Source organism: Enterobacter cloacae complex sp. 302F9 (assembly GCF_050030335.1).
In the GTDB taxonomy this organism is placed as follows: domain Bacteria; phylum Pseudomonadota; class Gammaproteobacteria; order Enterobacterales; family Enterobacteriaceae; genus Enterobacter; species Enterobacter hormaechei_C.
In genome coordinates, this window is record NZ_JBLGUC010000001.1 from 1272818 (window position 1) to 1288313 (window position 15496).

Annotated in this window: 11 protein-coding genes and 1 pseudogene; 5 read left to right on the forward strand and 7 right to left on the reverse strand. The window is 57.5% G+C overall.

Annotation, left to right across the window (positions count from 1 at the left end):
• Positions 1-3: 3 nt before the first annotated feature.
• From ptsP to dcuC, 7 genes are all read right to left on the reverse strand, one after another.
• Entirely contained in the window at positions 4-2499 is a 2496-nt protein-coding gene (gene ptsP, locus ACQG0T_RS06015; RefSeq protein ID WP_271040598.1) for a phosphoenolpyruvate--protein phosphotransferase, read from the reverse strand.
• Positions 2500-2521: 22 nt separating this feature from the next.
• Positions 2522-3562, reverse strand: coding sequence for an aminopeptidase (ypdE, locus tag ACQG0T_RS06020; protein WP_252051292.1), 1041 nt, complete (start codon positions 3560-3562; stop codon positions 2522-2524).
• Complete coding sequence (ypdF, locus tag ACQG0T_RS06025) at positions 3535-4647, reverse strand: aminopeptidase (protein ID WP_252051290.1); 1113 nt, start codon at positions 4645-4647, stop codon at positions 3535-3537. The genes ypdE and ypdF overlap by 28 nt, the downstream gene beginning before the upstream one ends.
• 11 nt (positions 4648-4658) lie before the next feature.
• On the reverse strand, positions 4659-5909 hold the full coding sequence (locus tag ACQG0T_RS06030; protein ID WP_045337956.1) for a PTS fructose transporter subunit IIC: 1251 nt from the start codon (positions 5907-5909) through the stop codon (positions 4659-4661).
• Between the two features lie 27 nt (positions 5910-5936).
• Complete coding sequence (locus tag ACQG0T_RS06035; RefSeq protein ID WP_017382483.1) at positions 5937-6260, reverse strand: PTS fructose transporter subunit IIB; 324 nt, start codon at positions 6258-6260, stop codon at positions 5937-5939.
• Positions 6261-6433: 173 nt separating this feature from the next.
• Positions 6434-7243 (reverse strand): ribonuclease I, encoded by an 810-nt coding sequence (gene rna, locus ACQG0T_RS06040; protein ID WP_003858741.1) that lies wholly within the window; start codon positions 7241-7243, stop codon positions 6434-6436.
• Positions 7244-7337: 94 nt separating this feature from the next.
• A complete protein-coding gene (gene dcuC, locus ACQG0T_RS06045; protein WP_017382481.1) occupies positions 7338-8705 on the reverse strand; it encodes an anaerobic C4-dicarboxylate transporter DcuC in 1368 nt (455 codons plus the stop codon).
• Between the two features lie 340 nt (positions 8706-9045).
• On the opposite strand from dcuC, the pseudogene ACQG0T_RS06050 reads away from it, so the two are divergent.
• The 5 genes and pseudogenes from ACQG0T_RS06050 to ACQG0T_RS06070 form a co-directional block, all read left to right on the forward strand.
• Positions 9046-9444: pseudogene (locus ACQG0T_RS06050) on the forward strand (DUF2946 domain-containing protein); the annotation flags it as partial.
• A gap of 57 nt (positions 9445-9501) precedes the next feature.
• Positions 9502-9795, forward strand: a complete 294-nt coding sequence (locus ACQG0T_RS06055; RefSeq protein WP_017694319.1) for a copper-binding protein — start codon at positions 9502-9504, stop codon at positions 9793-9795.
• Positions 9796-9806: 11 nt separating this feature from the next.
• On the forward strand, positions 9807-11063 hold the full coding sequence (locus ACQG0T_RS06060; RefSeq protein WP_032103116.1) for a TolC family protein: 1257 nt from the start codon (positions 9807-9809) through the stop codon (positions 11061-11063).
• The gene (locus ACQG0T_RS06065) at positions 11060-12259 is read left to right on the forward strand and encodes an efflux RND transporter periplasmic adaptor subunit (RefSeq protein WP_252051288.1); all 1200 of its coding nucleotides are present in this window, start codon (positions 11060-11062) and stop codon (positions 12257-12259) included. Before ACQG0T_RS06060 ends, ACQG0T_RS06065 begins: the two co-directional genes overlap by 4 nt.
• The gene (locus tag ACQG0T_RS06070; RefSeq protein WP_032103119.1) at positions 12256-15372 is read left to right on the forward strand and encodes an efflux RND transporter permease subunit; all 3117 of its coding nucleotides are present in this window, start codon (positions 12256-12258) and stop codon (positions 15370-15372) included. The genes ACQG0T_RS06065 and ACQG0T_RS06070 overlap by 4 nt, the downstream gene beginning before the upstream one ends.
• Positions 15373-15496: the final 124 nt, after the last annotated feature.

The window sequence follows — 15496 nt, forward strand, 5'->3', positions numbered from 1 at the left end:
CAGTCAGAACGTGATTTCAGCGTTCAACAGATCCAGGATACTTTGCGGCGTCGTTGCTGCAAACAGCGACTCGCGAAACGTTTTATTGACCAGCTTCCGCGCCAGCTGGGAAAAGACCTTCACGTGATTAATCCCTTCCTGAGCGCCGAGCGTCAGCATGATCACCAGCTCGACGTCGCCCAAATCCGACTCCCAGTCAATCGCCTTGTCCAGGCGTGCAATGCTGATGCTGGAGTGGCGTATCCATTGCGATTTGGTGTGAGGGATCGCCACGCCAAACCCGACGGCGGTGGTGACAATCTCTTCGCGCTGCCAGAGATCTTCTTCAAGCTCCAGCGGGTTTTCGGTCCTGCCATGAATCGCAAGATTTCCGCATAAGAACTGAAGCACCTGCTCTTTTGAGGTCAGCGGCTCATTGACCACGATAGTCTCCAGCGCCAGCAAGGGACGCGGCGGCGTTTCCGGTGTGAAATCCGCCAGCAGGGCTTCAATCTCCTCTGCGCTGCGGCTGTCGCAGGCCTTATCTGCCAGCGCCCGGCAGGTTGCCATGTCCAGCTGACGCAGCTGGGTTTTTACCGCAGGGATGCGCGGCCCGCTCATGCTGAACTCATCTAAGCCCAGACCAAGCAGAAGAGGGAGGTAGCGCTGCTCTCCGCCAAGTTCCCCGCAAATGCCGACCCATTTCCCGTGACGATGCGCTGCGGCGACAATCTGGCGAACCATGCGTAAAAAAGACGGTGTGATGGGGTTATACAGCCCCGAAACGCGCGGGTTGTTGCGATCGACAGCGTAGAGATACTGAGTCATATCGTTCGAGCCGATACTGAAGAAATCCACCTCTTCGCAGAAGTGATCGATGATAAAGCAGACTGAAGGCACTTCAACCATGATCCCCAGCGGCAGGTGCGCGGTGTGACGTAACCCCTGTGAGGCCAGGGCTTCACGAACGTTTTGCAGCTCCTGTTTGATCCATAAAATCTGATCGAGACTGTGCACCATCGGGATCATCAACAGCGCATTGCCGCTGGCGCCTGCGCGTAAGATCGCGCGCAGTTGGGTGCGGAAGAGATCGGCAAATTCGGGATAAATACGAACGGCGCGATAGCCGAGGAACGGGTTTTCTTCCTGGGGAATGTTCAGGTAAGGGATCTGCTTATCGCCGCCGATGTCCATTGTGCGAAAGATGACCGGTTTGCCCTGCGCGGAGAGCAGCACCTGCTGATAGGCTTCGAATTGCTCCTGCTCGTCCGGCGCGGAGTCTCTGTCCATATACAGCATTTCAGTGCGAAACAGCCCGATACCCTGCGCGCCGCAGGTAAACGCCCCGGGCGCTTCCAGCGCGCTGCCGATGTTGGCGGCAATCTCTACCGGTACGTTGTCGCGGGTGAGTGCTGGAAGACCCGCATCTTTGATCTGCTGCTGGTGGCGTCGGTCGGCAAGGCGCTGCGCCACGCTATAGTAATCATTCACCGCGTCGTTGGGTTCAACGACCAGCACGCTACAGATGCCGTCCAGAATGACCTCTTTTCCCATCAACGGCGCCAGCGAGGCGACCGTTAAACCACTCAGCACAGGCACGGAGGCCGCGCGTGCCAGTATCAGCGTATGCGACGTCCGGCCTGTTTTTTCAAGCACCATTCCTTTCAGATACTGCGTGTCGAGGCTGAGAAACTGGCTGGGCGTCAGATCTTCCGCCACCAGAATAGTGGGAGCGCTGAGGGTTAATGCGGAGGTTTGCTGCAACTCCGGCCAGGTAATGTTAAGAAGCTGCTCGCTGATGTCTCGAATATCGCTGACGCGTTCACGCAGGTAGTCGCTGGCGGAGAGCGACAGCTTGTCGCAGATCAGCTCCATATTACGAATGATCGCCTCCGCAAGGCTTAGCCGCTCCTCGGCGATCAGTCGGCGTATGGTGCCGCCAAACTCCTCATCCTGGATCAGCGAAAGATGCGCGCTGAGAATGGTTTTACTCTCGCCGTCCAGCCCGCGCAGACGGTGGTTGAGCTGTTCAGCCAGCGTCGCCAGGCTGTGTTCCAGGCGGGTAATATCTTCCGGCGAGGCGGGGATCTGACAATAACGTTTGAGGTTATCGCTCTGCCAGCCTCGCAGAGTGCCAGCCCCGATGCCACTGGCGAGCGTAATGCCGTGCTGAAGGTGGGGAGCAAGCCTTACAAGCGAACGGGGCAGGGGATGCGCAACGTGCGGCGCGTCGCCGGAGGGAATACTGTCGCTGTCGATAAACGCGCCGGTGAGATACGCCTCCAGCACGCGTCGGGCCTGCTCCTCGTCGCTGCCGTTAATTTCCAGCACGCAGCTGTCATTAAACAGCGTACCGGTACTGATCAGCGCCAGCGAGCTTTTGGCATCCGCGTGGGTGTTAAGCCGTCTGTTGATAAAACGGATGTCGCTGCGCCATGCGCTGCACTGCTCTTTTAACGCCCAGGCCGGACGCGCATGCAGGCCGTTGGGCAGTGGGCAGAAAAATTCAATTGAAAGCATACTTCCTCCTGGCCGCGTGAGATCAGCATCTGAAGTCCGTCAGATGATCCACGGTCTCACGGTTCATGCATGCCACAAGCGCGACAAGCAGTTGTTGGGTGTGATGAATGTCTTTTTCGTCGGCAATGGATGCCGCGCAGTGCCCGTGTCGGGTCGGGGGACCAAGCACAAGAGTCGGCACGCCAGTGCCGGAGAGATGGATCGCCCCGCCGTCCGTTCCGCCGTTGCTGAACATGTCTTTTTGCAGCGGGCTCCCTTGCGAGCGCGCGATCGTCTCAGCCAGCGCAATCAGTTTGGCTGGGGCGATGAGCGTTTTGTCGTACAGCACCAGCATCGGGCCCGCACCGATCTGGCGATGGTTGGCGCTGCCATAATCGAAATTTTTTGACCAGCAGGCGGTATCCAGCACCAGCGCGATATCAGGATGAATGGCGCGCGTGGCGGTCTGGCCGCCGCGCAGGCCGACCTCTTCACTTGAGCTGGCCACCAGCCAAAGCTCGCAGTCGAGCGGCGTCTGGTGCAGCTCGTGCAGCAGCGCAATCAGCAGGTAACAGCCGAGACGATCGTCGAAGGCTTTACCCATCACCCGATTGTGGGGAAGGGTCTGAAAGGGTGTATCGAACGTCACGCGGTCGCCTGCGTCGATACCGGCGGCGAACACCTCCTCCGCCGACGTCGCGCCAATGTCGACACGCAAATTGTCAACGTTTTCTCCTTTCAAATCCCCATCCAGCAGTCCCGGTATTTTTTCCCCGTTACGCGTGGTGATGCGCACCGGCTGAAGGGTACGGGCCATCATGCGCACGTTGCCGATGGGCAGGACATCAATGGCCCCTTCGCGCGAGACGCTACGCACCATAAAACCGACTTCATCCATATGGGCGCAGACCATCACCTTCGGGCCCCGACTCTGGTTGACGCGGATAAGCACGGAACCCAGCCCATCAAACTGAACCTCTTTATGGTATTTTTGCGCCTCACTGAGCAGGATGTCGCGCACCTCTTGCTCTGAGGCCGCAATGGCGTCTGCTTCGCTCAGGGCGCGCAGTAAATCTCTGTCCACTCTTGTTCTCCCGTCAGCAATAGCCGTTTGTCGAGGGTATAAAGCACCTCGGCGCCCGTTTCCGTCACCAGCACCACATCTTCAATTCGTACCCCGCCCTGGTGTTCAAGGTAGATCCCCGGCTCAACGGTCAGCACCATGCCGGGCTGCAACGGGGTGCGGTCGGGAGGGGAAAAACGTGGATTTTCATGGACATCAATACCAATGGCATGACCGGTGTTATGCCCGAACTGCGGACCGTAACCTGCACGTTCAATCACGGAACGTGCGGCGCTATCGATCTGATGACAGGAAACGCCGGGGCGGATGGCATCAATGGCCGCCTGTTGTGCCGCCAGAACGATCTGGTACACCGCATAGAGAGGGTGCTCCTCCGGCGGCGTGTTTTGCCCGGCGACAAGAAAGGTCCTTGTCATATCCGAGCAATACCCCTGGTGTTGGGCGCCGAAATCAAGGGTGATCATCTCGCCAGGCATTATCACTTTGTCAGAGGCTTTGCCGTGGGGCAGCGCACCGCGCGGCCCGCTGGCGACAATGGTGTCGAAAGAGGGCTTGTCCGCGCCCTCCTGCTTCATAAACCACTCCAGCTCGGCAGCGACTTCACGCTCGCGCATACCGGGCTGAATGAAACGCCGGATGTGCTGTGCGGCGCGGTCGGCAATGCCGCATGCTGCACGGATACGGTCGATTTCGTCAGCGGTTTTTATCTGCCGCAGCGCGTCGAGCGAGGTGCTGCAAAGGGTGGTATTCAGCGTATCGCGCCACAGCACGCCTGTTTGCCAGCTCACGTATTCACCCTCAAAGCCAAGACGGGTAAGATCTTCCTTCGCAATAATCTGATTCACCGCCTGCGCAAACGGGTTCTCCGTGTTAAGCAGGTGCATTTCATAGCCCGCCGCTCGTGAAGCGATATCGCTGTAGTAACGGAAATCCACCAGGATATGTGCCGCGGTTTGTGTCACCAGCACATATCCCGAACCGGTTGAAATGCCCAGGTGCGGCTGTTTATTCTGGCGCGAAGAGATGAGCACGCCGTCCAGTTTTTCCGCAGCCAGCCAGGCACGAAGCCTTCTCAGTAATTCCATGGTTCACCCCGTTACAGCGTGTCGATAGCGAGTTTTCCGCGCTTGTGCAGACTGTTACGAATAATCACGACCAACAGCGCGGTGATCGCCGCCCCGACCACAATACTGAGCATGTACGCCCCCAGATTGGTGACCAGCGGCCACGCCCAGATCGCCGATTCAGGGAACCACTGCACGGCACCGAGCGCGGTGGCGGTCATCGCACCCGCGATCGCACCCGCCATATACGCCGGCAGCGTCGCAAGCGGATTTTCCAGCAGGAACGGGATGGCCCCTTCACTGATGCCCATAAAGGCGAGGAACATGGCCGTTTTGCCTTGCGGATAAAGCTGCGGACTAAACAGGCGTTTGCCGGTCAGACGATGGTCAATCAGCGTGGCCAGCCCCAGACCAATGGGCGGAATAACAATCGCCACGGCGCGGGAGGTGATGGGCAGGACATGATCGGTTGTCAGCCCAAGGCCAACAAATCCCGCCGCTTTGTTAATGGGGCCGCCAAGATCAATCGCCGTGGCCGCCGCCATCCCGATGGCATACATCATGGAGCCCGCCTGACCCGCCGCCAGCAGTACGGTCCGCATACCTGCATTCAGCCAGCCGCCAATCGGCGTGATGATGTAATACATCGCCAGCATCACAAACAGCGCCGAGAGGATTGGGATCAGAAAGGTGCTTTTAAAGGCCAGCAGATACTGCGGTACGTTAATACGGCTATTCAGCCATTTGACCAGATAGCCTGCGGCTATGGCGATAATCAGCGCGCCAATAAACGTGGAGGGCACGGGTTTGGTGGCAAGCCAGGTCAGTTTTTCCGCATCAAAGTTCAGCACCAGCGTCGGCTGCGTGGCGACAAGGCCACCGATAAACCCGGCCGGGAAGGCCAGCTTTCCGCCGATAGAGTTGGCGACAAAGGCGGCAAACATCGGGATGGCGAAGCTGAACAGCAGCCCGCCGAACGATTCGGTCAGATAGCCAAATTTCAATATCGAGAGATTGAAACCGGTGAATTTGCCAGAGTTAAGCGCGTCGAGAATACCGGTGTCAGGCGGGATCTCCAGCCAGACGTAGGCGATGAGCTGTGAAATGGCGAGGATAACCCCGCCCATGATAAGCGTTGGCACCATGCGGGATATCCCCGACATAATGTGCTGTGGAAGCTCTTTCCAGAAAGACGCACCGGCGGCAACCGGTGCGGATTTGATGGCAAGTGTGTCACCCTCGTGACTGTCCGGGCGAACCGCGCTGCGTTTTTTAATAGCCATGACGAAAACCCCTGGGTGTGAGGATTATTATTGTTCTGCTGCAATCATCTCTTCGATCTCTTTCAGGGTGCCTGCCGCGTTTTTAATAGCGTCCTGAAGCGTAATCTCATACACGTCGCGCGTTTCGAAGCGCTCATTGTCTTCCGGGGTGATCGCGATGGCGTGGATAATAATGTCAGCGTCGGCAATATCCTGCGGGGTCAGGCGATTCTGGATCCCGTCCGCGCCCTGGGTTTCAATTTTTACCTCATAACCGGCTTCCGTCGCCGCGTCTTCCAGCGCCTGGGCTGCCATGAAGGTATGTGCCAGGCCCATCGGGCAGGCGCACAGTGCAATCAGTTTTTTAGCCATGTGAAATGCCTCCTGTAGTTAACGCCATGATTATGGCGGGGAGGTTTCAGTGATGTTTACCGGATTAATAATGCTTTAGCTGGAAAAATGATGCGTGTGAGCGGAAGTGTGAGGTTAATCGTCATATCACGGAAATCAATGAAAAACCGGGCAAAAAGGTGCCCGGCGCAGCATCAGTAACCGGCTTTATCAATGACAAACTGTTTGCCGCAGTTGCCCGGATGCGGCTGTGGCGCAAAGGAGCCGGCAGAGAGCGGGTTGTTGATGGTGCTGGCGTTCAGCGAGATCTGCATCTCGGTCAGATAAGCCGGATTGCCGTGGCAGGTAAGCTTGAACGCTTTTACGCTCTGTTTCCCCCAGCTTTTGGCCACGGCTGCATCGAAGTCGCTGCGGCGGACGGTTTTGCCATAATTTTCCGCCAGAAATTTTCCTGCCGCGCTGTGCTTCACTTCCTGGTTCATGCGCACCATGGTGCCGAAGTAAGCGTCGGGATCAAAACCAAAGCAGACGCCGTGTTTCGCGTATTCATAACGTTCAAGGCAGGAGTTGCCGCCCGCGCCGGGCATCACGCTGTTCAGCTTCGCCGCGCCGGTTAGCGATAGTCCGGTCTCTGCGGCGTCACATTTGCGGCTGGCTTTTGCTTCCGGCATATTCGGAACCGGACGAGTGGCACAGCCGAAGCGCATCCAGCGGCGTTCATCCACTCCGCGAGCGGCAATAGATTTCGGCAGCGCGGGCCATAAGCCGTGGACGGTCAGAAAATCGGTTTTGTTGCTGCTCTCTTTTTGCAGGCGACACTCTTCCGGTTCGTCACGGTTACGTTCGACCATGCTCTGGCAAAATCCGGTTTGCCAGGAAAGGGCCAGAACGTAGCGATCGAAATCGCCGTACTGGGTTGGCTTAAGCGGATCTGCCTGAATTGAGAAGACACAGAGTGCAAGCGCTACTGCGCCAGACGGGATAACGATATCCTTCCTGAACATTTGCTTTCCTGATTGGTTGGGCGCGATTAATTTCTGGGGGTTATTAAAGCACAAAAAGCGCCCGCAGGCGCTTTTTGGAAATCAGGAATTTCGCTTAGGCAGCGCCGGGAACCAGCACTTCGGTGGCGATAATAACGATAATCAGGCCAACCAGCACCGGCACTGACGTGCGTTTCACCACTTCAAACGGAGAGATTTTCGCCATCCCCGCAACCGCAACCACCACGCCCGATACCGGAGAAATGGTACGGCCCAGGTTGGAGGCCTGAAGCATCGGAATGGACAGGTAAGCCGGGTTGATGCCGGAGGAGTGCGCCAGCTTCGGGATCATCTCAACAAAGGCGTAGAACGGCGCGTTACCGGAGCCGGTCGTCATCGCCGCCAGCATGGTCAGCACCACCAGCACCAGCATCAGGATAATACTGGCCGAGCCGAACGAGGTGGCGATAGAGATCAGGCTCTGAATAAAGCCGATGGTGCTCAGCCCCTGGGCAAACACCCCCGCGGCAACCAGCAGCATCACCACGCCCGCGAAGGCATCCGCCATACCGCGGAAGGCAACTTCCAGACCCGTGAACACTTTCTGGGTATTAAAACCACGAACGAACTCCAGGATGGCCGCCAGCAGCATACAGATCACCAGGATAGTGATGATGTGCAGCTGCGGGCCCCATTTGCCGTCGAAAATAAGCACGCCAATAATCGGCGTGAAGGGCAGGATGGAATAAAACGCCGGGGCGGTAGTGGTGATTTCGCTGACGTCCATCATTTCGTGGCTGACGTTCTCTTTCTTATCGAGATAGCGCTGCCAGAAGAAATGCGCCACGCCCATGCCGAGAATAGCGGTGATGGAGATCGGCAGTGTGGTTTTGAAGGCGAAGTCAATCAACGACATTTCCGCGGCTTTTGCGGCCAGCACTACGTCACCGGAAGTAGGGGAGAGAATAATCGCCGCCGGAGAGGCGCAAATAGCCGCCGCTGCGCCACGGCTGATCCCGACGTTAACCATTACCGGGAACAACGTTGCCATTAACAGCACGCCAAGGCCCGTTGCTGAGGAAACGGCTAATGACATCAGACAGGCCAGGAAATAGGCCGCGACCATCAGCAGATAGGGGGAATTAATATATTGCAGCGGCTTAGAAGCCAGCTTTACCACCATATCATTCGCGCCGATATGGGTCATATAGGCAGCAAATCCGCAGAGCATCATGATCATCATGCCCAGATCGCCGCCGCGGCTCATCAGCAGAATTTTTATATATTCCACAATATCGGTAGCGGTATATCCGGTGCTGGCTTCGCTGGCGGGTAAAACCTGATGACCCATTAGCGCGCTAATGATCAGCAGCGTCAGGCCGCCGACAAATAGCACGCCGGTGGCTGAGTAACCTTTAATGATGTAGCGTGCTACACCAACAATGACCACGACTCCAATGAGGAGTTCGAGAAAAGTAAGCATGATTTCCCCTGTATCCTTGCTGCCCGAGAGACAAATAATCAATAAAAAAGAAGCTGAAATGTGCCGAATAAATGTCCAGTCCTTGCTGATTAAAATCAAGAAAGAGACTACTAAAGGCACTGATGACGATATTTTTGCTAACCCTGCGTCATTTATATTAAGACGTTATTGACCTGATGAATAGATATTATATGTCATTAAAATGATGGTGAAGTGTTAAGGTTTTGAGTATTACTTGCCGACAATCGATTTAAAACGTAAATCTCTTTAAAACCACTTCTCTTTCATTCTTTTGCCTGCTTATACTCGGTTCACTTTTACCCTATCCGACGATCTGAATATGCACGCCAGCTGGACATATCGCCTGCGCTTTATCAAAAAACATCTGCTGATGTTTTTGCTGGCGTTTGGCTGGCTGTTGATCCAGAGTCAGGTGGCCGTCGCCTCCCATCAATGTTCAATGGATTTGCGCGGCGAGGTGGCCACCATCCAGCATATGGAGATGATGGCGCAACCGGGGCCGCATTATGCTGCCGGTGCTTCACCGCTGTGTGAAAAACATTGTGTGCCGGATCAGGTACAAAAAGATCCTGCCCAGCCGCATCTGGTGGCGCTGCCTGCCGCCATGACCCTGACCTTAACGACCCCAGAGTGCTCGTCTGCAAGCCATTCTGCGTGGTCCGTTACCCCTCCTGCTGTGGGGCCGCCGGCAACGATCCGCTACTGCCGGTTTCAGGAGCAAAAACCTGTTAATTCGTTGATTTTCATTTACTTAACGTTTAACAGGAGTTTTTTCATGCGTACTATATTCCTTTCCGCGCTGGTTGGCGCGTCCGTCTCTTTCGCTTCTTATACCGTTCAGGCAAACCAGACCTGGCAGGGCCACGGCGTGGTTCAGTCGATCTCTGACAGCGCCGTCATGCTCCGGCACGAGGCCATACCGGAACTAAAATGGCCAGCAATGACCATGCCGTTTACTTTATCTGCCGGCGCCACGCTGAATGACGCCAAACCAGGGGATGAAGTGACCTTCACGCTTGAGCGTGCGGGTGACGGTTTCCAGATTATCTCGCTGACGCCAGCACGCTAAGCGAGGTCACCATGAAACAACACACACTGAGCCTGTGGCTCGGTGGGGTGTTGTTCGGCCTGTTAACCTCCGCCGCGCAGGCGGAGCCGTGGACGCTCGAACACACCCTGACCGAAGCCCAGCGCTACTCGGCAGAACTCTCTGCCAGCCGTAACGAAGCGCAGGCGCTGGATGCGATGGCGGATTCCGCCACGCAATTACCTGACCCAAAACTGAAATTCGGTATCGAAAACGTGCCGGTACAGGGCAGCAACGATCGGCGGCTGACGCGCGAAGGGATGACCATGCAGAAGGTTGGCATCATGCAAAGCTACGTCAGCTCAGAGAAGCGGGAACGTAAAGCGCAGACCTTTCAGGCGCAGGCGCGAAGCGTGCTGGCAAAATCCGAGGCCGTCCGCGCCGCGCTTCAGCGTGATACCGCCCAGGCCTGGCTGGATCTGGCGCTGGCCCAGCAGGCGCTGAACACGGCCAGAACGCTGGTCCGCGAAACGGAACGCCAGCGGGGCGTGCAGAAGGCGAGCGTCGGGGCGGGAAGCGCCACGCCGGACAGCGTACTGGCCCTGCAAATGATCCTCAGCGCCATGCGCGACAAAGAGACGCTGGCGCAGCGGGATGTGCAGCTGGCGCAAAGCCGTCTGCTGGAGCTTACGGGGCACGCGATTACGGCGGTTCGCGGTCCGCTGCCGCGCTATCAGCGTCTTCCTGCCGATGAAAAAACGTTGCTGGAGGGGATCGTCAGGCACCCGGAAGTGGAGGCCGCACGACGTGAAGCCGAGACCGCGAAAGCGCGTTCAGCGCAATCTGCCGTGGCGGCGATACCCGATGTGGATGTGGAGGTCTATTACGCCCACCGCGCCGAAGGCTATGACGATATGGCTGGCGTGATGTTCAGCGTGGATCTGCCTTTGTTCCAGTCAAAACGTCAGGACAAGGATTACGCCGCCGATGTTTCCCGCTCAATGCAGGCGGTGGATCAACTGACGCTGCTCAAACGCGAACATATTGCCCAGGTGCAAACGCTGGTGGCGCAGTATCAGGCTGCGCAAACGGTGTGGCAGCGACAGCGGGACGAGGTACTACCGTTGCAGCGTCAACGGCTGGCGGTACTGACGGCGCAATATCGCTCTGGACAGTCGGCGCTTCCGGCCCTGCTGGAGGCGCGTCGTGGCGTACTGGATACGGAACTGGCGGTGAACCAGGCGGAGCGCGAAATGGCGCGAACCTGGGCTGCCGTGAACTGGCTGATCCCGCAGGAGCTGGCGCAATGAAAAAAACAACGTTAATGGCGATTGCCATCGCGATAGCTGCCGCTGGCGGCTATTTTGTCGGAAAGAAGCAGACGCATCAGCCGGCTGCGGCTGCACAACCCTCTGAACGTAAGGTGCTTTACTGGTACGACCCTATGGTGCCCGGTCAGCGCTTCGATAAGCCGGGTAAATCCCCCTTTATGGATATGGATCTGGTCCCGCGCTACGCCGATGAAGCACAGGCGGCGTCAGGCGTGGTCATCAGCACTCAACAGCAGCAAAACCTGGGGATGAAAACCGCCAACGTTGAGATGCGCCAGCTGGTTTCGCCGTTCTCGGCCTTTGCCACGGTTGCAACGGATGAACGTAACGTCTCGGTGGTGTCAGCCCCGGCCAATGGCGTGGTGTCAAAATTGTTTGTTAATGCGCCACAGCAGCAGGTGAAAGCCGGAGAGGCGCTGGCGCAACTGTGGATCCCGCAATGGACCACCGCCCAGCAGGAGTATCTCGCGGTTCGTCAGCTTGGCGATGCCGCATTGACCCGCGCCGCACGCGAGCGGCTGGCGTTGCAGTTTATGCCGGAAGAGGTCATTCGTTTGCTGGAGCGTAGCGGTAAGCCGCAGACCACGCTCACCCTGCGCGCTGACCGGGCGGGCTATGTGGTGAAGCTGGACGTGCGGGAAGGGGCGCAAATCACCGCAACGGCGCCGCTGTTTGAGATCGCCAGCCTCGATCCTGTCTGGCTGGTGGTCGACTACCCGCAAACGCAGGCGCAGGCTCTGGCAGTGGGCAGCAACGTGGTAGCAACGTCAGAAAGCTGGCCGGGGGAGCAATTCCACGGCACGGTCAGCGAATTGCTGCCGCAGATGGAGGCGACCACGCGAACCCTGAAAGCCCGTATCGTGCTGGAAAATACCGCACATAAGCTGAAGCCAGGCATGTACCTCTCCGTCAGGCGTGCGGAAGAGATGAAAGGCCCGCCGGTTCTGGCGGTGCCGGAAGAGGCGGTGATTAACAGCGGAGAGTCTGCGCGTCTGCTGCTGGCCACCGGGGACGGTTATTTCCAGCCTGTGACGGTGACAACCGGCCTGACGGCGCAGGGCTGGACGGCGATCCTGTCCGGGGTCAAAGAGGGCGATAAGGTGGTGACGTCCGGGCAATTCCTCATTGATTCCGAAGCCAGCCTGCGTAGCGTGATGCCGGAGGTGACGCCATGATTGCCGCTGTGATTCGCGCCTCGTTGCGTAACCGCCTGCTGGTGATCCTGGCCGCGCTGATGATGGCCGGCTGGGGCTGGTGGGCGGTGCAGCGCGCGCCGCTGGACGCGTTGCCCGATCTGTCTGATGTGCAGGTCATTATCAAAGCGAGTTACCCCGGAAAAGCGCCGCAGGTGATTGAAGATCAGGTGACCTGGCCCCTGACAACCTCCATGTTGTCTGTGCCGGGAGCTAAAACCGTGCGTGGTTTTTCAATGTTTGGTGACGCTTATGTGTATGTGCTGTTTGAGGATGGCACCGATCTCTACTGGGCGCGATCCCGGGTGCTGGAATATTTAAGCCAGGTACAGGCGCAGTTTCCGCCAGGCGTGAAGGTGTCGCTGGGGCCAGATGCGACGGGCGTGGGCTGGATCTACGAATATGCGCTGATCGACCGTAGTGGAAAACACAGCCTGGCAGATCTGCGGGCCCTTCAGGACTGGACGCTTAAGTTCGAGCTTAAGACGGTACCGAATGTATCTGAAGTGGCAAGTATTGGCGGAATGGTGCGTCAGTATCAGATCGTGGCGGACCCGGCGAAGATGCGCGCGCTGAATATTACCCACAGCCAGCTATCCGGCGCGGTGCAGGCCGCCAATAAAGAGAGCGGCGGCGCCCTGCTGGAGATGGGCGAAGCGGAGTATATGGTGCGGACAACGGGCTATTTGCGCTCGCTGGAGGATTTTCGCAATGTGGTGATCGCCACCCGCGATGGCGTACCTGTCCTGCTGAAAGATGTCGCCACCATTGGCATTGGCCCGGAGATCCGCCGGGGCGTGGCGGAGCTTAACGGTGAAGGGGAGGTCGCTGGCGGCGTGATCGTGATGCGCTACGGGCAGAACGCGCTGGAAACGCTTCGTGCGGTAAAAGCGAAACTGAGCGAGCTGCAAAAAACGCTGCCGCAGGGCGTCGAGATTGTTCCGGTCTACGATCGTTCCACGCTGATTGAGGAATCGGTCAAAACGCTGACGCACAAGCTGCTCGAAGAGTTTGCCGTGGTGGTACTGGTGTGCGCGCTGTTCCTGTTCCACCTGCGCTCCGCGCTGGTGGCGATGGTCTCTCTGCCGCTGGGGATCCTCGGTGCTTTTGTGGTGATGCACTATCAGGGCATTAACGCGAATATGATGTCGCTCGGCGGGATCGCCATTGCCATCGGGGCGATGGTGGATGCGGCAATTGTGATGATTGAAAACATGCACAAGGTGCTGGAGCAGTGGCGGCATGATAATCCGGGCAAGGAGCCCGCGCCGGGGGAATACTGGCGTCTGGCGGAAAAGGCGGCGGTTGAAGTGGGACCAGCGCTGTTTTGCAGCCTGTTAATCATCACGCTGTCATTTATACCGGTTTTTTCGCTGGAAGCGCAGGAGGGGCGAATGTTCTCGCCGCTGGCGTTCACCAAAACCTGGTCGATGGCCGTGGCCGCCGGGCTTGGGATCACCCTGGTGCCGGTGCTAATGGGCTTTTTCATTCGCGGGAAAATCCCGGATGAGAAGGCAAACCCGATCAACCGCCTCCTGATCCGCCTGTATGAGCCGCTGCTGGACAAGGTACTGACCTTCCCGAAAATGACGCTGGCACTGGCATGTCTGCTGCTGATCGCCACGCTCTGGCCGCTGAGCCGCCTGGGAAGCGAATTTATGCCGCCGCTGGATGAAGGGGATTTACTCTATATGCCCTCCACGCTGCCGGGGATCTCTGCTCGCGAGGCATCGCGGCTGCTTCAGCAGACGGACCGCTTGATCAAAAGCGTACCGGAGGTCGCGAGCGTGTTTGGCAAAGCCGGTCGCGCGGAGTCGGCAACCGATCCCGCGCCATTAACCATGCTGGAAACAACCATTCACTTTAAGCCCCGCGAGCAGTGGCGGCCAGGAATGACGCCGCAAAAGCTGGTGGAGGAGCTTGATAAAACCGTGTCGCTGCCGGGTATTGCCAATGTGTGGGTGCCGCCTGTCCGTAACCGCCTGGACATGCTGGCAACCGGGATCAAAAGCCCGGTCGGCATTAAGGTGAACGGCAATAATATTGCCGACATTGAGCGCGTGTCCCGGCAGATTGAGCAGGTGGTGAAGGACGTTCCTGGCGTCTCCTCTGCGCTGGCGGAGCGTCTGGAAGGCGGACGCTACGTGGATATTCGTATCGACCGGCAAAAAGCCGCGCGCTACGGCGTTTCCGTCGATGAACTGCAAAGCCTGGTCTCCACGCTGGTCGGGGGTGAAAACATTGGCGAGGTGATCCAGGGACGCGAGCGGTATCCCATCAACCTGCGTTATCCCCGCGATTTGCGTGATAACGTCGACACGTTGCGGGTGTTGCCGGTAGTGACCGCCAGCGGTAACCAGGTGGCGCTGGGGGAATTGGCCGATATCGTCGTGACGGAAGGCCCACCGATGCTCAAAAGTGAAAACGCGCGCCTTTCCAGCTGGATCTACGTGGACTTGCGCGGGCGCGATCTGAAGTCCGCCGTGGATGAAATGCAAAAACGGGTGGAGGAGAAGGTGGTATTGCCGCAGGGCGTGTCTCTCTCCTGGTCCGGGCAGTTTGAATATCTGGAACGGGCGATCGCGACGCTCAAAATAGTTTTACCTGTCACGCTGATGATTATATTCGTCCTTTTATGGTTAACCTTCAGGCGGATATCAAATGTCCTGATAATAATGGGGACATTGCCGTTCGCGCTTATTGGGGGCGTGTGGTTACTGTGGCTGCTTGAATATAATTTGTCAGTGGCGGGGGCCGTTGGCTTTATCGCCCTTTCCGGAGTGGCGGCAGAATTCGGCGTAATTATGGTTCTTTATTTGAATCATGCGCTCGATAAATATCACAGGCTGGAGCCAGAAGGGGGAAATACGGTGCTGATGCGGGCGATCCACGAAGGTGCCGTGCTGCGCGTGCGTCCGAAGGTGATGACGGTCGCCACTATTATGGCAGGACTGCTGCCCATCATGTGGGGGAGTGGGAGTGGCTCGGAGGTGATGCAACGTATTGCCGCGCCGATGATTGGTGGCATGGTAACGGCACCGTTATTGTCGATGTTAGTTATTCCCGCACTCTACAAATTGTTACATCAACGTTAAATATGTCAACTGCATGTGCTTATTGAGGCATGCAGTTTATGTATCCTCAGATTATTCCCAGGAACGGGATGGTAATTAGGAATAACACCCATGCTGTTAAGCGTTCATTCAAGTATTCTGTGTT

What these genes read in the sequence shown, in the direction of transcription:
- ACQG0T_RS06065 (WP_252051288.1), top strand. Translation starts at nt 11,060, where the DNA reads ATGAAAAAAACAACGTTAATGGCGATTGCCATCGCGATAGCTGCCGCT.
- ACQG0T_RS06070 (WP_032103119.1), top strand. Translation starts at nt 12,256, where the DNA reads ATGATTGCCGCTGTGATTCGCGCCTCGTTGCGTAACCGCCTGCTGGTG.
- ACQG0T_RS06055 (WP_017694319.1), top strand. Translation starts at nt 9,502, where the DNA reads ATGCGTACTATATTCCTTTCCGCGCTGGTTGGCGCGTCCGTCTCTTTC.
- ACQG0T_RS06060 (WP_032103116.1), top strand. Translation starts at nt 9,807, where the DNA reads ATGAAACAACACACACTGAGCCTGTGGCTCGGTGGGGTGTTGTTCGGC.
- ACQG0T_RS06035 (WP_017382483.1), bottom strand. Translation starts at nt 6,260, where the DNA reads ATGGCTAAAAAACTGATTGCACTGTGCGCCTGCCCGATGGGCCTGGCA.
- ptsP (WP_271040598.1), bottom strand. Translation starts at nt 2,499, where the DNA reads ATGCTTTCAATTGAATTTTTCTGCCCACTGCCCAACGGCCTGCATGCG.
- ACQG0T_RS06030 (WP_045337956.1), bottom strand. Translation starts at nt 5,909, where the DNA reads ATGGCTATTAAAAAACGCAGCGCGGTTCGCCCGGACAGTCACGAGGGT.
- ypdF (WP_252051290.1), bottom strand. Translation starts at nt 4,647, where the DNA reads ATGGAATTACTGAGAAGGCTTCGTGCCTGGCTGGCTGCGGAAAAACTG.
- dcuC (WP_017382481.1), bottom strand. Translation starts at nt 8,705, where the DNA reads ATGCTTACTTTTCTCGAACTCCTCATTGGAGTCGTGGTCATTGTTGGT.
- rna (WP_003858741.1), bottom strand. Translation starts at nt 7,243, where the DNA reads ATGTTCAGGAAGGATATCGTTATCCCGTCTGGCGCAGTAGCGCTTGCA.